The organism is Sphingobacterium detergens, from assembly GCF_003610355.1.
Lineage (GTDB): Bacteria > Bacteroidota > Bacteroidia > Sphingobacteriales > Sphingobacteriaceae > Sphingobacterium > Sphingobacterium detergens.
In genome coordinates, this window is record NZ_RAPY01000003.1 from 612,380 (window position 1) to 627,646 (window position 15,267).

A 15,267-nucleotide genomic window follows, 5' to 3' on the forward strand; every position below is an offset into this window, starting at 1 on the left:
TTAAGCTTTCTATTGAGCCCGGTCTTTCTCTTCGTTACTTGTATCCTTTTTACGATAATTGTTTTTAAGATTACCAAATTTATACGAGTAAGTCAATCGTACTACCCTGCGATCTTGACGCTGCCTGATCTTAGAATCAAATTCGCCAAAAGTAGTGAGCAAATTCTGATTACCTGTATTGAACAAATCACTAACAGCTAGTTTTAATGAGCTTCGTTGATCCTTAAATGTTTTGGTCGCACCGACTTCCATATCCCATCGCCCTTCTAGATCATATACACTATATTTAAAAGGTGAGAAATAACGTAAATTAACATTGGCAGAAAGGCTCTTACTTAATTTTAGGTTATGCATAGAATTCGCTTGAAGCAGAAATGATTTCCGTTTGACCGGAATACCTGAAATCATTCCATCGAAATCAAAATAGATTCCAGTGATATTATTGTTCATACTCCAGATCTTCGACACAGTCACAGGAATATTGAGGTTTAAATAGGAATTCAGGTTCCGCCCTAAATTTTCCCGAATGACCCAGGTTTCACCTTTAACCGAATCCTGTCCCATGCTTTCGACAATTGCATCTTTCACATCATTAACTCCCAGTGTCACATTATAACGTTGCAATAGTGTATAGTTTAATGTGAACTCATTGGAAAATTGAGGATTTAAATAAGGATTTCCACGCTCAAAGGTCAACTTGTCAATATAATAGTCAAATGGATTCAATTGTCGATAATTAGGACGTGTCACTTTTCTGGTGTAACCTAATGAGAGTATATGGTTTTCATTTAACGAATAGGTCAAATTAGCGTTGGGGAAAAGTTGAAAATAATCACGTTTCACACGTTTACTTGTCGTAAGAGAATTACCATCCGAAATCGTATATTCTCCCCTCACCCCCGCCTTAAGGCTCCACTTTCCAATACTGGTATTATAATCCAGATAACCAGCAACGATTTGCTCTCTGTATACAAAATGGTTTGTCCGTGTCGTATCATTTACCCAAGAATCATTCTGCAGCTTTTCGAAAAGGAGGTCATTATCAGACTTTACATTTGAATATTTAGCCCCCATCTCGAGCTTTGACTTTTTTGATAAGGGATGTTCATAGTCGAATTTTGCAACATAGATATCAATACCAATTGGCATTCCACTACGTTCATTTTCCGCAGGACCAATTGGTTTACTATTGAGATCAGCATATTGATTGAGATAAGTAACACGTTTACTGCTCCTAAATTTACTCCAGTCCAGGTCAACAGTCAGTTTCCGTCCATTAGAATCTATCTTAAACTCATTATTGAGATTAGCCGAATAACGGTCAAACAATTCTTTGAAAGAAGACGAAGAGCTTAAAATTGTATCATAAACGGAAACAGCTGTACCAATGTTAGTTTTACTATTATTGTCATTGTATTCGGTATTGTTAGATCCATTGAATTGCAGGGTCAATGTATTTCTTGAAGATGTCTTTTGTTCAACACCGAAACGGTAAGAATGATTGCGTTCATCCTCATCCAATGTAGACTTTTGCTCGAAATATTTCTTTTTCCCTCCATTCTGTATGACACGATCGATGTAAAGTCTTCGATAAGACTTTTCATTAGAATAAGCATATGATCCAAATAGCGTGGTATTATTCCTTTTGTAATTCAATGAAAGGGAACTATTTCCCCTGAACTTTTCACCATGCCCCGCCGTCAGATTAAAGGCTCCGTTAAACCCCTCCATCCGATTCTTTTTAAGGACAATGTTAATCGTTCCCACTGCTCCCTCGGCATCATCTTTTGCGGCTCTGGTCGTAATCACTTCCACAGATTTAATTTGATTGCCATCTGTACTTTTCAGAAAATTAAGCAATTGTTCACCAGACATGTAAGTTTGCCGTCCATCAATGGTAACCGCTACCCCCGATTGCCCCATCAACTGCAAATTATTATTGTTGTCGAGGCTCACACCTGGTGCACGTTGCACAATATCCAATGCATTGTTGCCCGCTGCTAATGGAGAATTCTCTACGTTTAGAATCAACTTGCCAGGTTTACTCTCGACCATTGGGCGTTTTCCTTCCACCGTGACTTCCTGCAATTTTCGGTTATCAGCATTAAGCTGGATCACTGCAAGTGAATGATCGGACTTATTGATAGCAAAGGTGGCACTTCGATTTGAAGCATACCCCACCATCTTTGCTTCGACGAGATAGTTCCCCGGCCCCACATCTGTAAATTGGTATTCTCCTGATTCATTCGTCACGACAGCTTTTAGGACAACAGCAGAATTGACTTTCATCAGGTAGGCCGTTGCTAAAGGCAGCGGCACACTATCTGCAGATTGCACTTTTCCCGTAACCTTCACCTGCGCTTGGACAAAGGAGACAATCAACAAATTTAACAGTAAGAAGTAAAAACACTTTTTCATTAGGTTAATCATTTTTTAAGGCAATGAAGTTCCTATGAGGCAAATATTTATCTGGCTTTGCAGATTCAATAAGCTCACGAAGGCTTCATAATGGTATTGGCTTGTATATTTTGTCTTCCGCCCATAGGAGCGGAAGACTTCTAAAGATTTATTTCTTTTTTATCTGAACGGGTACACCGTCTTTTTTCGCATTGATGATCGTATCCCTTCGGATTACAATGGATGTATCAGCAATAACAATATGATTGCTATCCGAATCATCATTTTCCTCTTCCGCGGATTCCTTTTCCGGCAAAGCACATTTCACACCAAGTGAGGTCACCACAAATTCGACATCTCTTATATCCCTTAAATCTTTATTGTATCGGTCGCGGCAATCATAAAATGAGATGTCACGTAACTTATCCTCCAGGTTATCATTGATCACCAGTTTGGTACCTACAGGCAAAAACAATGTAACATTTACCTCTTGATCCCGATAACGCTCACCCTCACTCAACTGGAATGCATTATCAAAAATCAGTGCAGTTGAATCTTGTTTAAGGGCATAATTGATTTTGGCAGCCCTATCGGTAGCCACTTTATAGGTATTTCCTTTAGCAGAATATTCATAGCGTACATAGGGAGCCTGTAATGAATCAATACGTTCGATCCGGATCCGGATATCACGTTTCAGATAGGACGAAAAGTTATCACTTTTTATTCCGACACCACTTTTAACACCATTTTTTAAACGGATTACCCGAATATCATTTTCACTCAAAAAGTATACAGATTGTTTTTGTAGAGGCTTTTCTTCAACAATGGTACTCGATTCTCTAAATTCTTTTGCTACTGAAGTAGAATAGTAAATAATCGCTCCTATAGAGGCCAACCACACTACGAAGAGCGTTGTTGTCAAATAATTATTCATCGGCTTCTTTTCAAAAAGAACACGTAGAAGTAAGTAAAATAATCCCGCAAGAGGAATGAATATAGACAAAAAGCCAGCTATCAAAGCAAAAGGCACATCGTTAGGCTCCATTAAATAGAATGGTCCAGAGTCGTCCATTACATCAGGAATCACGTTTACAATAGCTAATGCAAAGAATATTAATCCGATAATCAATCCAATGAGTGTCGCCCCAACAAGGATAACAAAAAAGACACCAATGGCTTTTACAATGATTTGCAACAGTTTTGTTACGCCATCCCCTGTTCGATCCAGTCCGCGTGAAAACGTATCACGCACACCGCTCATTTCCTCATCAAAAGAGCGCTTAAAATTCTGGATATTCGGCGCTTCGCCCCGCATCTCCATTTTATCCGCCCTGGTCATAGCTGGTGGCATGACAATCCAAAGAATGACATAGACCAACAGCCCCGATCCTCCGATGATGACAAACAGTGCAAAAAGTAGTCTAACCCATTTGGCCTCAATACCAAAAAAGTGACCTAGCCCGCTACAGACACCACTGAAAACGCGATCATCGGGATCACGCATCAGCTTTTTGCCAACCTTAAAACCGTCGGAATTTGTCTCGCGGCGAAAAGAAGCATAGTCGTCCTGATCTTCTGATTCGAAATCACTCACCCTTCCCATCTGATCAATAACAGCGTTTACATCTTCCATATTGAGGACCTCTTTACTTCCTGCCTGGATCTTCTCTGTAAACATCTCAGAAATACGGTTCTCAATATCTTCCAAAATCTCGCGGCTATCCTCCGATTGACCAAAATGCTTCTGTATATCAATCATGTACGACCGCAGTACCTCATAGGCATCCTCCTCAATATGGAAGACGATGCTATTTATATTGATAATTATTGTCTTATTCATCGCTATTGTCTTTAACTGGTTTAGTTGAATCATTGTTTCTACCTACCAATGACGTGTTTACAGCAAACACTAATTCATTCCAGGTAACATCCAATCTTGAAAGGACATCGAGCCCTTCTTGGGTAATTTCATAATATTTTCTAGGCGGACCTGAAGTCGATTCCTTCCATATATAACTCAACAAGCCATTATTTTTTAGACGTGTTAAAAGCGGATATAAGGTTCCTTCCACAACCAACAATTGGGCTTTCTTCAGTTCGCTGATAATATCGGAGGCATAAATTTCTCCTCGAGAAATTATGGATAGGATACAATATTCAAGTATCCCCTTCCTCATTTGGATTTGTGTATTTTCAGCTATCATAACAATACAAAGATATATGTATTTTATGGTACCATGCAATACATAGTACCATATAAAACAAAATAAATACAATAATTAACTGATTATCAGTGTTATAATTTTTTAAAATTATTTAAATTTCATTTCTATCAGGAAATTTTTGGATATTTATCCCCATGATTAAAATCCTACTGGACTATAAATGGTGTTTTATTTGGGCCATCATAGTTATTGTTTTGTGTACGCTTCCCGGGAATAATTTTGACACAGTGCCTAGCTACCCTGGCATGGATAAACTCGTTCATGCAGGTATGTTTTTCGTTTTCTGCACCCTCTTGTATAACGGTGTTATACAGCAATTTAGAGGAAAACCAACACGTTGGCTCCCTATTTTCATTGTATCTTTCCTAGGCTTTTCATTTGCCGGATTGACCGAATTACTTCAGCTTTATATTTTTACTTACCGTAGTGGTGATTGGTGGGATTTATTTGCTGACTCTGTAGGTATTGGTATGGCGGGGTTTGCCTATCTATTGAATTACGTAAACAGAAGAGTGTAGAAGGCCTTCTTCATGTACTCAGAACTATTTATTACTTTAGAGCGCTTGGATCAACGATAGCTTCATCATGGGCTGTCAAAGGCAATTATTGGGCACGAGCCAAAGTCGCCACCGAGACCTTACATCCCCACGATTCCTGCAGCGTAAGTGTAGCCGAAACGATTGTCGCACCGGTTGTTAGAACATCATCAACAAGTAAAACATGTTCTCCCAACGGTTGTGAAAGCTGTGTACAGACAAATACATCTTCTACATTTTCATAACGTGATAGACGGTCTTTACCTGTTTGTGTCATTGTCGCCCGTTGACGTTTCAGTACATCATCCCGCAAAGGAATATTCATTGCCCGAGATAGGCCTTGCCCAAAATATGTGGATTGATTATATCCTCTTTTCCTGAGTTTACTCGTGTGCAAAGGAATTGGAACAATCGCAGATAAACCCCGATATAGCTCCGATTCAAGCAGTTTGAGACCATACTGATAACCAAAATATTCGGCCAAAAAGGGTTGATTATTGTATTTAATCTGGTAAATTAAACGCTCCACACGACTCCCCTTTTGTAGGAGTATAAAAGAGCAAGCTTCTTCGATAGGGACTTTCCCCCAAAGCTGCCTGGCAGTATCGTTATCCGAGTAAGTATGAAAATTGGTATACGGCAAATGGAAATCGCAGGCAATACAGATATATTTTTCCTGATATTTAAGCGCACAACCGCAGCACGCACATTCCTTGGGAAAGAATATGGCGACAAAATCACCCAGAATATTTCGTAGATCAAATTGCATACAGGTAACTCCCTCAGTTAAAGATACCAACAATCTTGTAAACTACGCCTCTGAAGTCTCCTTATCCTTGTCTTTTATTGCCAATTGTCCACAAGCAGCATCAATATCTTTTCCTCGGCTTCTTCTTACATTGGTAATGATGCCTTGGCTTTTGAGGTAGTTGGCAAATACATCGATCTTATCAGCTTCCGCATTCAGGAAGTCAGCAAGAGCAATTGGGTTGTACTCAATCAAATTTACTTTACAAGGCACATGCTTACAGAATCTAGCAAGTTCCTTTGCGTCCTCCAATTCGTCATTGAAATTATTGAAAACAATATATTCAAATGTTATTGGGCTCTTCGTCTTCGCATAAAAGTATTTCAGTGCTTCCGCCAATGCAGCTAAGGAATTCTGCTCATTGATCGGCATAATCTCATTCCGTTTTTTATCATTGGCTGCATGTAACGAAAGAGCTAAGTTAAAACGCACCTGATCATCACCCAATTTTTTGATCATTTTCGCAATACCGGCAGTAGATACGGTGATTCGCTTGGCAGCCATATTAAGACCATCTGGAGCTGTGATACGCTCAACAGACTTCATCATATTAGCATAGTTCAACAGCGGTTCGCCCATACCCATATAGACAATATTCGTCAGCGGCTGATTGTAATTTTCCTCAGCTTGTTTACTGATTAGCACCACTTGATCATAAATTTCATCCGCATTAAGATTACGTTTTCGATCCATATAACCCGTCGCACAGAATTTACAGGTCAAACTACAGCCGACTTGCGAACTAACACAGGCGGTCATACGTTCGGGTGCAGGAATAAGTACACCTTCTATGATATTACCATCATAAAGCCTAAAACTGCTTTTTATCGTCTTGTCTGAACTGATTTGCGACTCCTTAACCTTGACAGCATTAATCGTAAAATTTTCTTTCAGCTTTTCGCGTAGGGGCTTGCTCAAATTACTCATTTGATCAAAATCTACACAGGATTTTTCCCATAGCCACTCGTAAATCTGCTTTGCACGAAAGCCTTGCTCACCCAACGCGGTCAGTTGATCTTTGATCTGACTCAAAGACAAACTCCTGATATCTATTATTTTACTTTTTTCAATCACGGTACAAAGATAAGAATAATTAAGTGACAAAAAATCCCGTTCTAAAGAAAATAGAACGGGACAACTGTTATGTATGTGTTTTAAAATAGGTAGATTCGCTATCCTTTAGCCATGTATGGCCTCTTTATTTCCGTAAGACTGGATCAGTTTACCCTCAAAATCCAACCATTCTTTCCAACGTTTGTCTACGTCGACATCTACGGAATATTTCCTTGCAAAATTCAGAAATGTGGTATAATGGTTTGCTTCAGACACCATCAGATCATAATAAAATTGCGCTAGATCTTTATCTTGAATATTTTGCGATAAAACCCTAAACCGCTCACAGCTACGCGCTTCGATCATGGCAGCAAATAGTAGCCTGTCTATAAAAGCCATATTCCGGCTGCCATCTTTTTTGGAGAATTTCATCAGCTGACCGACATAGTCGTCTTTCCGTTCACGCCCCAATGTGTAGCCCCGTTCTTTGATAATGTCAATAACCATTTTGAAATGCTCCATTTCTTCAATGGCTATAGCTGTCAATTCATGAACCAAATCCTCATGCTCTGAGTTGTTTGTGATCAAGGATATTGCATTTGAAGCGGCTTTCTGTTCACACCAAGCATGATCTGTCAGAATCTCCTCCAAATTTCCTTCAGCGATATTTGCCCATCGCGGATCTGTCAACAACTTAAGTCCAAGCATTCTACTATCTAAAATAATTTACTGACAAAGGTAGGTAATATCTCTGCTTAAAAAAAATGATAATGCGCTCTTTTAGCTATCTTTATTAAGTATCGACCTAATTTTAGGTGCTATTTTTTCGCCATAGATCTCAATAGACCGCAACATTTCTTTATGTCCGGGTGCGCCAACGTCCATATGTGCCGAGAAACGGGTCAATCCAAATTTCTCATGGATCTCCAAAATTTTGTCAACTGCATATTCTGCATCACCAACGATAAGATGCCCCCGAGACGATCTGCCAAAGTCATATTGTGTCTTTTGATAGGGTGGCCATCCGCGACTTGCTCCGATCCGATTCATCTGTGCCGAGTAGATCGGATAATAATAATCCGCAATCTGCGCACTGTTATCACCAAAAAAAGCATGCATGTGAACACCAACTTGAAATTTTGACATATCGTGTCCATTATCTTCATAAGCTTGCCGATACATTTCAAACAAATGGTCGAAACTTTCATACATTCCCCCAATAATTGCGAACATGACAGGTAAACCCAGTTTTCCGGCACGGATAACAGATGAAGTGGTCCCCCCTACTGCAACCCAGATTGGCAAAGATCCATTCTTTGGTCGTGGAAAAATTTCTTGATTGATTAAAGGAGCTCTAAAATTTCCACGCCAAGTCACTGGATTCTGTTTATTCAACCGAAGTAATAGTTCCAGTTTCTCCTCAAACAAATCCGCATAATCCTTCAAATCATATCCAAATAGTGGAAATGACTCAATAAACGAGCCCCTACCTGCCATAAGCTCTGCCCGACCGTCGGACAACAGATCGACTGTTGCAAAATCTTGAAACAATTTGACCGGGTCAGCCGAGCTCAATACCGAAACAGCACTACCCAACTTGATTTTTTGGGTCACTGTGGAAGCTGCCGCCAGTATAATTTCGGGAGCAGCGACAGCATAATCTTCCCGATGGTGCTCGCCGATACCAAAGAAATCCAACCCGACCTGATCCATCAGTTTGATTTCTTCAATAATTTCTTTCATTCTATCCTGTGCAGCCTGGATCTGACCTGTAGCGGGATCTATCCTGGAGTCACCAAACATTCCTATTCCTAATTCCATGTGTCTTCTCTATTTAAAAACTAATTCAAAAATAGTGGGTCTTTTTATCAATTTATTTGATCTAGGATAAGAAATACTAAAAAAGAGACAGGGTTGTCTTAACCACTTTATCTGCATTGCCACTAAAATGGTGTCCACCTGAAAGATATTTCTTGTTAAAGTTTTTCAATCGAATCTTTTCTACCGGAAATTCGGTCTCATCATCTCCCAGAACAATGCTCGTTTTAATCCCCTCTATCCGATTAATCTCGGCAACAACGTCAAGGCTACGTTTGGTATTACTCCGTCCTAAGATGTCGGCGATATGAATCTCTAAATCTGTGGACACTGAGGGCTCCAACAGTACGATGCTTCGCACATTTTTCTTTACTAAGGGATCAATACGGTTTATGATAAAAGGTACTGCATCTGCTCCAAAAGAATAGCCCACAATAAAAAGCTGTTGGTTCTGTCTTGCCAAAATAAGGTTTTTGAGTGTATTCGAAATATCCGCGGCGATATCCTTGGCGGTCTTTTTCTTCCAAAAATAGTTCTTGGAGTCAATAGCAGCCACAGCGTAACCCGCATCAGCAATCAACTGACATATCTTATTTGAAAAAGAATTGAATCCACCATCTCCACTCAAGTAAAGCACCAGAGGTAATACTGCTTTATTATTCCAATATTTCATTTCGATCAAACGTTGTTGGGCGAGGGCATGAAATGCCATGCAACCAATGATAAATAAAACGGTCAACTTCTTCATAGGATCAGTAATACTTGCTAAATAAGGCTCCAAAGTATATTAATCATTAGGTTTCATCACCTTAACTAATGCAATAGGGAGCTGTATCAGATCAAAATCATTATCAAAGATAAGGTATTTGTTTTCCCAAAAGGTCGCATATTTCTCTTTAAAATCGCGCAAACTATGATAATGTTTGAAGTTTCCCAACCGTGTGGAAGCAAATTTCATAATCTTTTCTGCCGGACTATCTGTTGTTTCCAACCCAGTCATGGGAACCATTCCCATATTCAAATAACTATAATTTTGGGCTTTTGCATAGCTGATCATCTCAACTATTAGTGCATCCATACTGCCTCCTGGTGCTTCCAGCGACTTTCGGATCATATCATACGTACATTCATCCTTGGCATAATCAGGAATAATATTCAGGAAGGCCACGATTTTGTCGCTATCATTTTTAAGGACAATAATATCCTGCTCGACGAGCGTTTCGGCATTGAACATCCCCTGTGAAAAGACCATTTCTTTTTTATCAAATTCTCTCAGCCATTCGTCAGAAATGGCCTTAAGCTCTTCCAACATCTCTAGTTGCTGCGGCGCTTTCAATACTGCCGTGGTAAACCCTTTTTTCTGAATTGCATTAAGTCCATTACGAAGTGATTTACGGTCCTTTCCTTCCAGTGTAAATGTCTCTAATTCCAAAACAGCCTCTTGGCCGATCGTTATCTTCTGTTTTCGAAGCGATGAGAAATGAACCAGACTATTTTCATCAACCCGATAATAAATAGCTTTTAATCCATTTGCATAACAATACCGATCAAACTCCTCAACCAGTTCTTCTTTATCGCCTTGTTCACAGACTGGCTCATCCAATACAATTGCAAACTCATTTGCTAGTCGATAAGCTGTAAAACCCTCAGAAATCTCAGAGAAAAAAAGATACTTGTCCTTCCCCAATTTGAAAAAATCCATCGGTGATTGCCCAAATTCGTCCAACAGCTGTTGTGCCCGTTCTAATTCAGACTTACTTGAATCCTCATCGGCAATCAAGCGCGGGCGGGCCAACGCATAGATGAGTAGAAACCAGCAAAAAATCCCCAAAACTTGCGTAATCCGCAGGAATTCCTGTCCAAAATTGGTATGTGGCATCAAATCATCATCAGCGAATAACAGAAAACTTCTTACGGTATGATAAATAGACTGTCGCCAAGTAAACTCAATACCAAAATGTTGTTTATCAATAAAGTAAAAGCTTAATATTTCAAATAAACAGACCCCAATCAATCCGACCGCAAATGTTACGAATCCAATCCTGATCCAGCGAATATTACTTTTAATTGGATACTGTTTATAGCTAATCCCCAAAAAGATAAGGGTCAACAGGGCTACTGATGCTTCCTCATAGTCCAATGCTTTAAACACATGTCCAAATAAAGAAAGCGCACTGAACACAACAGCTATCCAGAATGCCACGCGAAAGCCCTTGATCAAATAGGCTGAGGTAACCAATAAACCTACTCCCAGAACAAATACCATAAACTTAGATGCGTGGATAGCTTCGAGAGGTAAATAAAACCGATCTAGCTTCATGCGATCCGCCAACGGAGGCGTCAGTACCGAAACAATGTTGACCATACCCAAAAAGAAGATCAGCAAGGCTGGTCCTACACGCGCTAAAAGCTGCCTACCGCGCCAAGCGAAAGCGATTAATCCTAACAATAACGGCAGCCAGAATTCGAATACCCGATAAAGAATGGTTATACCCAAACCTTCGGCCTGACCGTAGCCGTATGCTTTGAAGATATATAGCATAGTTAGTTCCACCGCCCCCAATCCTCTCAAAAAAGGGGATACAATCATCAAAACCACTGATACCGTATAGGCGATAGCTGCCGCCTCAAAGGAATGATCCAAGCCCAAAGCATACATACTGACAAAAGCATGCGCTATCCCACAGCACTCCACGACGATTGAAGCCAATACCGTCCCCAAGAGATATTTCATCTTCACTTCTCCAGAAAATATCTCGTCTATATTGGAGGCAACTGCCGGAAATTTTAATTCTACCCACCGATAGATCCCTTTATGCGTACGAAAGGACCATACCAACCAAAACACAACGGCCAAAAGCACTCCCAAAATCAGTAATGAAATCCAAGCATCTCCAAAATTTTTATTGTCCCAAATGGTATATAATATCACAGGGACACCGATCAGAAAAACGGTTAGTAGTCCCACATAACCATAGAGGGCACCAGCCTGATGAATCTGTGTCGTATTTAGATTTCTCTTTCGCAACTGCGTGGTGGTATAGGCGAGTGAACTAATACCACCTGCTGGGAGGAATACACTGAGCAGGTTTCTTTTTAAGAATAGATCTATGGCAATTTTCAAACTGATTGAAAGACCAATGGCTTTGAAACTCTGCACATACATCAGGCCTTGCAATAGGACATAGAGCAGGGTTATACCAATGCCGACCGAAACCCAAGTCAGATCTGCCGCCTTTAACTGTGGAATAATGGCGGCTAGCTCTTTTCTTTCATTTCTAAAAAAAACAAAGGCTAACAAAATGACCAAAACAGCTATTAGCTCCTTCCAATAGGTCTTTGGCGAAAAATGTCGAATGCGTTGAACAATAGTCTTGCCCATATTATCGTTTATTGTATAATAACCAACCGTATTATAAACACGAAATAAAGCTAATCGTTTGAAAATGATAAATTGTTAAGTTTTCGTCAATTCTTTTGACATTAATCTGTAATTTTCGCCCATGAAAGAGAAAAGGGTTTTGTTTATCGGACTGGTGTGGCCAGAGCCAACATCATCAGCTGCCGGCTTTCGGATGATGCAACTGATCGAGACATTCCTGGATCGTTCCTATCAAATTACATTTGCTTCCGCCGCCGCGAAGTCTCCCTATAGTGCCGCATTAAAACCGTTAGGTGTTGATGAACAATCCATTGTATTGAACAGTGATAGTTTTGACGGATTTATTGCAGCGCTACAACCGGACATTGTTGTCTTTGACCGCTTTATGGTGGAGGAACAATATGGTTGGCGGGTGGCTCAGCAATGTCCTGATGCTCTACGGATACTTGACACCGAGGATCTCCATTTCTTAAGACAAGCGCGACAAACTTGTATTAAAAACAAAGACGATTTTTCCTTCGAGGAATTATTTACCGACACAGCAAAAAGAGAAATTGCTTCGATATTACGATGCGATTTATCATTAATCATTTCGGAGTCCGAAATGAAAATTCTAACAGAAGTATTCCGCATTTCACCCGATATTCTATATTATCTCCCTTTTCTTGAAAATGAGATTACTGCTACCGATATTAATGCCTGGAAACCATTTGAAGAGCGAAAAGACCTGCTATTTATTGGCAACTTCATCCATGAGCCAAACTGGCATACCGTGCAATATCTAAAGACAACAGTTTGGCCAATTCTTCGGAAAATGCTTCCGAAAGTAGAATTACACATTTATGGGGCTTATCCCACCCAAAAAGTACTTCAGCTGCATAACCCCCGGGAGAATTTTCATATCAAAGGAAGAGCTGATTCTGCAAAGCTCACTATGTCCAATTACAGACTACTGGTTGCTCCAATCCAATTTGGCGCTGGTGTAAAGGGCAAATTTATCGATGCCATGCAAACGGGGACTCCCTCCATCACAACGTCCATTGGTGCTGAAGCGATGAGAGGTAACCTAAGCTGGGATGGCTTTATTGAAGATGAGCCTGAGATATTCTGTCAAAAAACAGTGGAACTTTATAACGATGAGATCACCTGGAAAACAGCACAGACTAACGGTATTCGTATTATCAACGAGCGTTATGAAAAACGAAAATATCAAGCGGATTTCATGACCAATCTATCTTTACTTAAAGTACAATTGGATAAACATCGGCAGCAGAATTTTATTAGCCAGATACTCCTGCATCATACGGTACAGAGCACAAAATATATGTCGTTGTGGATTGCTGAAAAGAACAAGCAATAATTAATTAACCTCCCGCCACCAAGGGGAATATACAGTATCCAATTTATTCAGATGAACCAGTTCTCCTATCTTTGGGGTAATAAGTTTACTATGTTCCTTTTGAGCAGTTTCATAAAACTTTTCCATTGGCTCTTTCCATCCGTGCATGGCCAAAGCAAATTTTGAAGAGTGGACAGGCAGTGTAACTTTGGCTTGTAGATCTTTGGTTTCAAGGCCCCATTCTTCGGGTAAAGAGTGAATATAATGCCAAGCATCATTGTACTGCCCATTTTCTAAAATAGCCAGGTCAAATGGACCAAACCGTTCACCGATTGTCTTAAAATGTTTTCCATAACCACTATCGCCTCCTAAAAATAAATTATATTTTGAAGTCTTCAGGACGAAGGAAGTCCAAAGGGTATTGTTTCTCGTGACTCTACGTCCGGAAAAATGTCTAGCGGGCGTAAAAGTTACCTGAAAATCAGGCACAAGATTTATCTGATCATACCAATCGCCTTCGACAATTTGTTCTGCTTTATAACCCCAGGATTCGAAATGCGCTCCCACCCCCAAACCACAGATGACCTGACCGACCTTCTCACGCAGTTTGATTATGGTCCCATAATCAAGATGATCATAATGATCATGGGAGATAAATAAATAATCTATTTTGGGGAAGTCTGCCGCAGTATAATCCACAGCGATTTTAAATGCTTTGTTGCTCCCCGGAACGGGCGAAGCGTTGTCACTGAATACAGGGTCTACAAGCAATAATTTACCATCAATCTTCAGGAGGTAGGATGAGTGACCAAACCAGACCAGAATATCCTGTGACGGCAGATTTTTTAGATCACATTTCATGGCTGGTAATACACCCGATGGCTTCAGTCCCGGTTTTTTGTTGAAAAGAAAATCCCACATTAAAGAGACGATGTTTACATCACTCTTCAAGGATGGTGTCACCTCAAGATTATGAAATACACCATTTCTGAAATTAGGCGATTGCTTCATCCGCTCCAATCGCGCACCTTTAAAACTTCCGCCAAACATCGGATGGACAAAATAATAGAGCAACCCACTGACTAAGACAATCAATAGCATCCCTAAAATAATCCATCCGACGTTTTTCATTTTAAAAACTATTCTTCCACATCATGGATTCGACAGGACGGATAGTCTTACCATTATATTTTGCATTACCCTTTGTATTGTAAAAAGTCTCTATCTCGCCTTCTACAGCAAAATAAATCAATTGACCGATTGGCATACCTGCATAGACTCTCACGGGTTGTGCAACAGATATCTCCAATGTCCATGTATTGCAAAAGCCCACATCACCTTTACCAGCTGTCGCATGGATGTCAATTCCCAAACGACCAGTACTCGATTTTCCTTCCAAAAAAGGAACATGTTTGTGCGTTTCTGTATACTCCTGAGTGACGCCTAAATAAAGGGTATTAGGTTCCAATACAAAACCCTCCTCTGGAATTTCAAAATGATTAATTTCATTGTGTTTTTTGGCATCCAAAACGCGATCGGCATAAGTTGCCAAATATTTACCCAAATGCACATCGTAGGAATTTGTTCCTAAGCACTTACGATCAAATGGTTGAATGACAATGCTGCCATTTTCAATTTCTTCAAGAATTCTTTTATCCGATAAAATCATGTGTATCAAGATAGCAAGAGCATCAGGCCATGCTATATAA

Annotated in this window: 13 protein-coding genes; 2 read left to right on the plus strand and 11 right to left on the minus strand. The window is 40.0% G+C overall.

The genetic code is table 11. The annotated features are described in order from the left end of the window. Positions 1–9: 9 nt before the first annotated feature. The 3 genes from DFQ12_RS18155 to DFQ12_RS18165 form a co-directional block, all read right to left on the minus strand. Positions 10–2,418 carry a TonB-dependent receptor domain-containing protein gene (locus DFQ12_RS18155; protein WP_244211785.1) on the minus strand — a complete coding sequence of 803 codons (2,409 nt, stop codon included), beginning with the start codon at positions 2,416–2,418 and terminating at the stop codon, positions 10–12. 148 nt (positions 2,419–2,566) lie between these two features. After that, a complete protein-coding gene (locus tag DFQ12_RS18160) occupies positions 2,567–4,237 on the minus strand; it encodes a PspC domain-containing protein (RefSeq protein ID WP_120260562.1) in 1,671 nt (556 codons plus the stop codon). Beyond that, positions 4,230–4,601 carry a PadR family transcriptional regulator gene (locus tag DFQ12_RS18165; RefSeq protein ID WP_120260448.1) on the minus strand — a complete coding sequence of 124 codons (372 nt, stop codon included), beginning with the start codon at positions 4,599–4,601 and terminating at the stop codon, positions 4,230–4,232. The genes DFQ12_RS18160 and DFQ12_RS18165 overlap by 8 nt, the downstream gene beginning before the upstream one ends. A gap of 155 nt (positions 4,602–4,756) precedes the next feature. Between DFQ12_RS18165 and DFQ12_RS18170 the strand changes: the two genes are divergently transcribed. Further along, complete coding sequence (locus DFQ12_RS18170; RefSeq protein ID WP_120260449.1) at positions 4,757–5,140, plus strand: VanZ family protein; 384 nt, start codon at positions 4,757–4,759, stop codon at positions 5,138–5,140. 85 nt (positions 5,141–5,225) lie between these two features. Here DFQ12_RS18170 and DFQ12_RS18175 read toward each other — a convergent pair whose 3' ends face one another. The 6 genes from DFQ12_RS18175 to DFQ12_RS18200 all read right to left on the minus strand — a co-directional run bounded on the left by DFQ12_RS18175 (position 5,226) and on the right by DFQ12_RS18200 (position 12,219). Continuing rightward, on the minus strand, positions 5,226–5,927 hold the full coding sequence (locus tag DFQ12_RS18175; RefSeq protein WP_120260450.1) for a ComF family protein: 702 nt from the start codon (positions 5,925–5,927) through the stop codon (positions 5,226–5,228). A 42-nt stretch (positions 5,928–5,969) separates the two neighbouring features. Beyond that, positions 5,970–7,037, minus strand: a complete 1,068-nt coding sequence (rlmN, locus tag DFQ12_RS18180; protein WP_208642585.1) for a dual-specificity RNA methyltransferase RlmN — start codon at positions 7,035–7,037, stop codon at positions 5,970–5,972. A gap of 108 nt (positions 7,038–7,145) precedes the next feature. Then, on the minus strand, positions 7,146–7,727 hold the full coding sequence (locus tag DFQ12_RS18185; RefSeq protein ID WP_120260452.1) for a MiaE family protein: 582 nt from the start codon (positions 7,725–7,727) through the stop codon (positions 7,146–7,148). 72 nt (positions 7,728–7,799) lie between these two features. Further along, positions 7,800–8,840 (minus strand): Atu2307/SP_0267 family LLM class monooxygenase, encoded by a 1,041-nt coding sequence (locus tag DFQ12_RS18190; RefSeq protein WP_120260453.1) that lies wholly within the window; start codon positions 8,838–8,840, stop codon positions 7,800–7,802. Positions 8,841–8,916: 76 nt separating this feature from the next. Then, on the minus strand, positions 8,917–9,585 hold the full coding sequence (locus DFQ12_RS18195; RefSeq protein WP_120260454.1) for an AcvB/VirJ family lysyl-phosphatidylglycerol hydrolase: 669 nt from the start codon (positions 9,583–9,585) through the stop codon (positions 8,917–8,919). 39 nt (positions 9,586–9,624) lie between these two features. Then, entirely contained in the window at positions 9,625–12,219 is a 2,595-nt protein-coding gene (locus DFQ12_RS18200; protein WP_120260455.1) for a phosphatidylglycerol lysyltransferase domain-containing protein, read from the minus strand. 121 nt (positions 12,220–12,340) lie between these two features. Here DFQ12_RS18200 and DFQ12_RS18205 point away from each other — a divergent pair, with 121 nt between their 5' ends. Then, on the plus strand, positions 12,341–13,579 hold the full coding sequence (locus DFQ12_RS18205; protein ID WP_120260456.1) for a glycosyltransferase: 1,239 nt from the start codon (positions 12,341–12,343) through the stop codon (positions 13,577–13,579). Here the strand turns inward: DFQ12_RS18205 and DFQ12_RS18210 are convergent, their stop codons facing one another. Beyond that, a complete protein-coding gene (locus tag DFQ12_RS18210) occupies positions 13,580–14,689 on the minus strand; it encodes an MBL fold metallo-hydrolase (protein WP_120260457.1) in 1,110 nt (369 codons plus the stop codon). A gap of 1 nt (position 14,690) precedes the next feature. Continuing rightward, positions 14,691–15,227: a dCTP deaminase gene (dcd, locus tag DFQ12_RS18215; protein ID WP_120260458.1), complete on the minus strand. Its 537-nt coding sequence runs from the start codon at positions 15,225–15,227 to the stop codon at positions 14,691–14,693. Positions 15,228–15,267 lie beyond the last annotated feature (40 nt).

Bases quoted from the DNA above. Each gene is read 5' to 3' on its own strand.
- DFQ12_RS18205 (WP_120260456.1), top strand. From the start codon at position 12,341: ATGAAAGAGAAAAGGGTTTTGTTTATCGGACTGGTGTGGCCAGAGCCA.
- DFQ12_RS18200 (WP_120260455.1), bottom strand. From the start codon at position 12,219: ATGGGCAAGACTATTGTTCAACGCATTCGACATTTTTCGCCAAAGACC.
- DFQ12_RS18190 (WP_120260453.1), bottom strand. From the start codon at position 8,840: ATGGAATTAGGAATAGGAATGTTTGGTGACTCCAGGATAGATCCCGCT.
- DFQ12_RS18170 (WP_120260449.1), top strand. From the start codon at position 4,757: ATGATTAAAATCCTACTGGACTATAAATGGTGTTTTATTTGGGCCATC.
- DFQ12_RS18155 (WP_244211785.1), bottom strand. From the start codon at position 2,418: ATGAAAAAGTGTTTTTACTTCTTACTGTTAAATTTGTTGATTGTCTCC.
- DFQ12_RS18175 (WP_120260450.1), bottom strand. From the start codon at position 5,927: ATGCAATTTGATCTACGAAATATTCTGGGTGATTTTGTCGCCATATTC.
- dcd (WP_120260458.1), bottom strand. From the start codon at position 15,227: ATGATTTTATCGGATAAAAGAATTCTTGAAGAAATTGAAAATGGCAGC.
- DFQ12_RS18185 (WP_120260452.1), bottom strand. From the start codon at position 7,727: ATGCTTGGACTTAAGTTGTTGACAGATCCGCGATGGGCAAATATCGCT.
- DFQ12_RS18165 (WP_120260448.1), bottom strand. From the start codon at position 4,601: ATGATAGCTGAAAATACACAAATCCAAATGAGGAAGGGGATACTTGAA.
- DFQ12_RS18160 (WP_120260562.1), bottom strand. From the start codon at position 4,237: ATGAATAAGACAATAATTATCAATATAAATAGCATCGTCTTCCATATT.
- DFQ12_RS18210 (WP_120260457.1), bottom strand. From the start codon at position 14,689: ATGAAAAACGTCGGATGGATTATTTTAGGGATGCTATTGATTGTCTTA.
- DFQ12_RS18195 (WP_120260454.1), bottom strand. From the start codon at position 9,585: ATGAAGAAGTTGACCGTTTTATTTATCATTGGTTGCATGGCATTTCAT.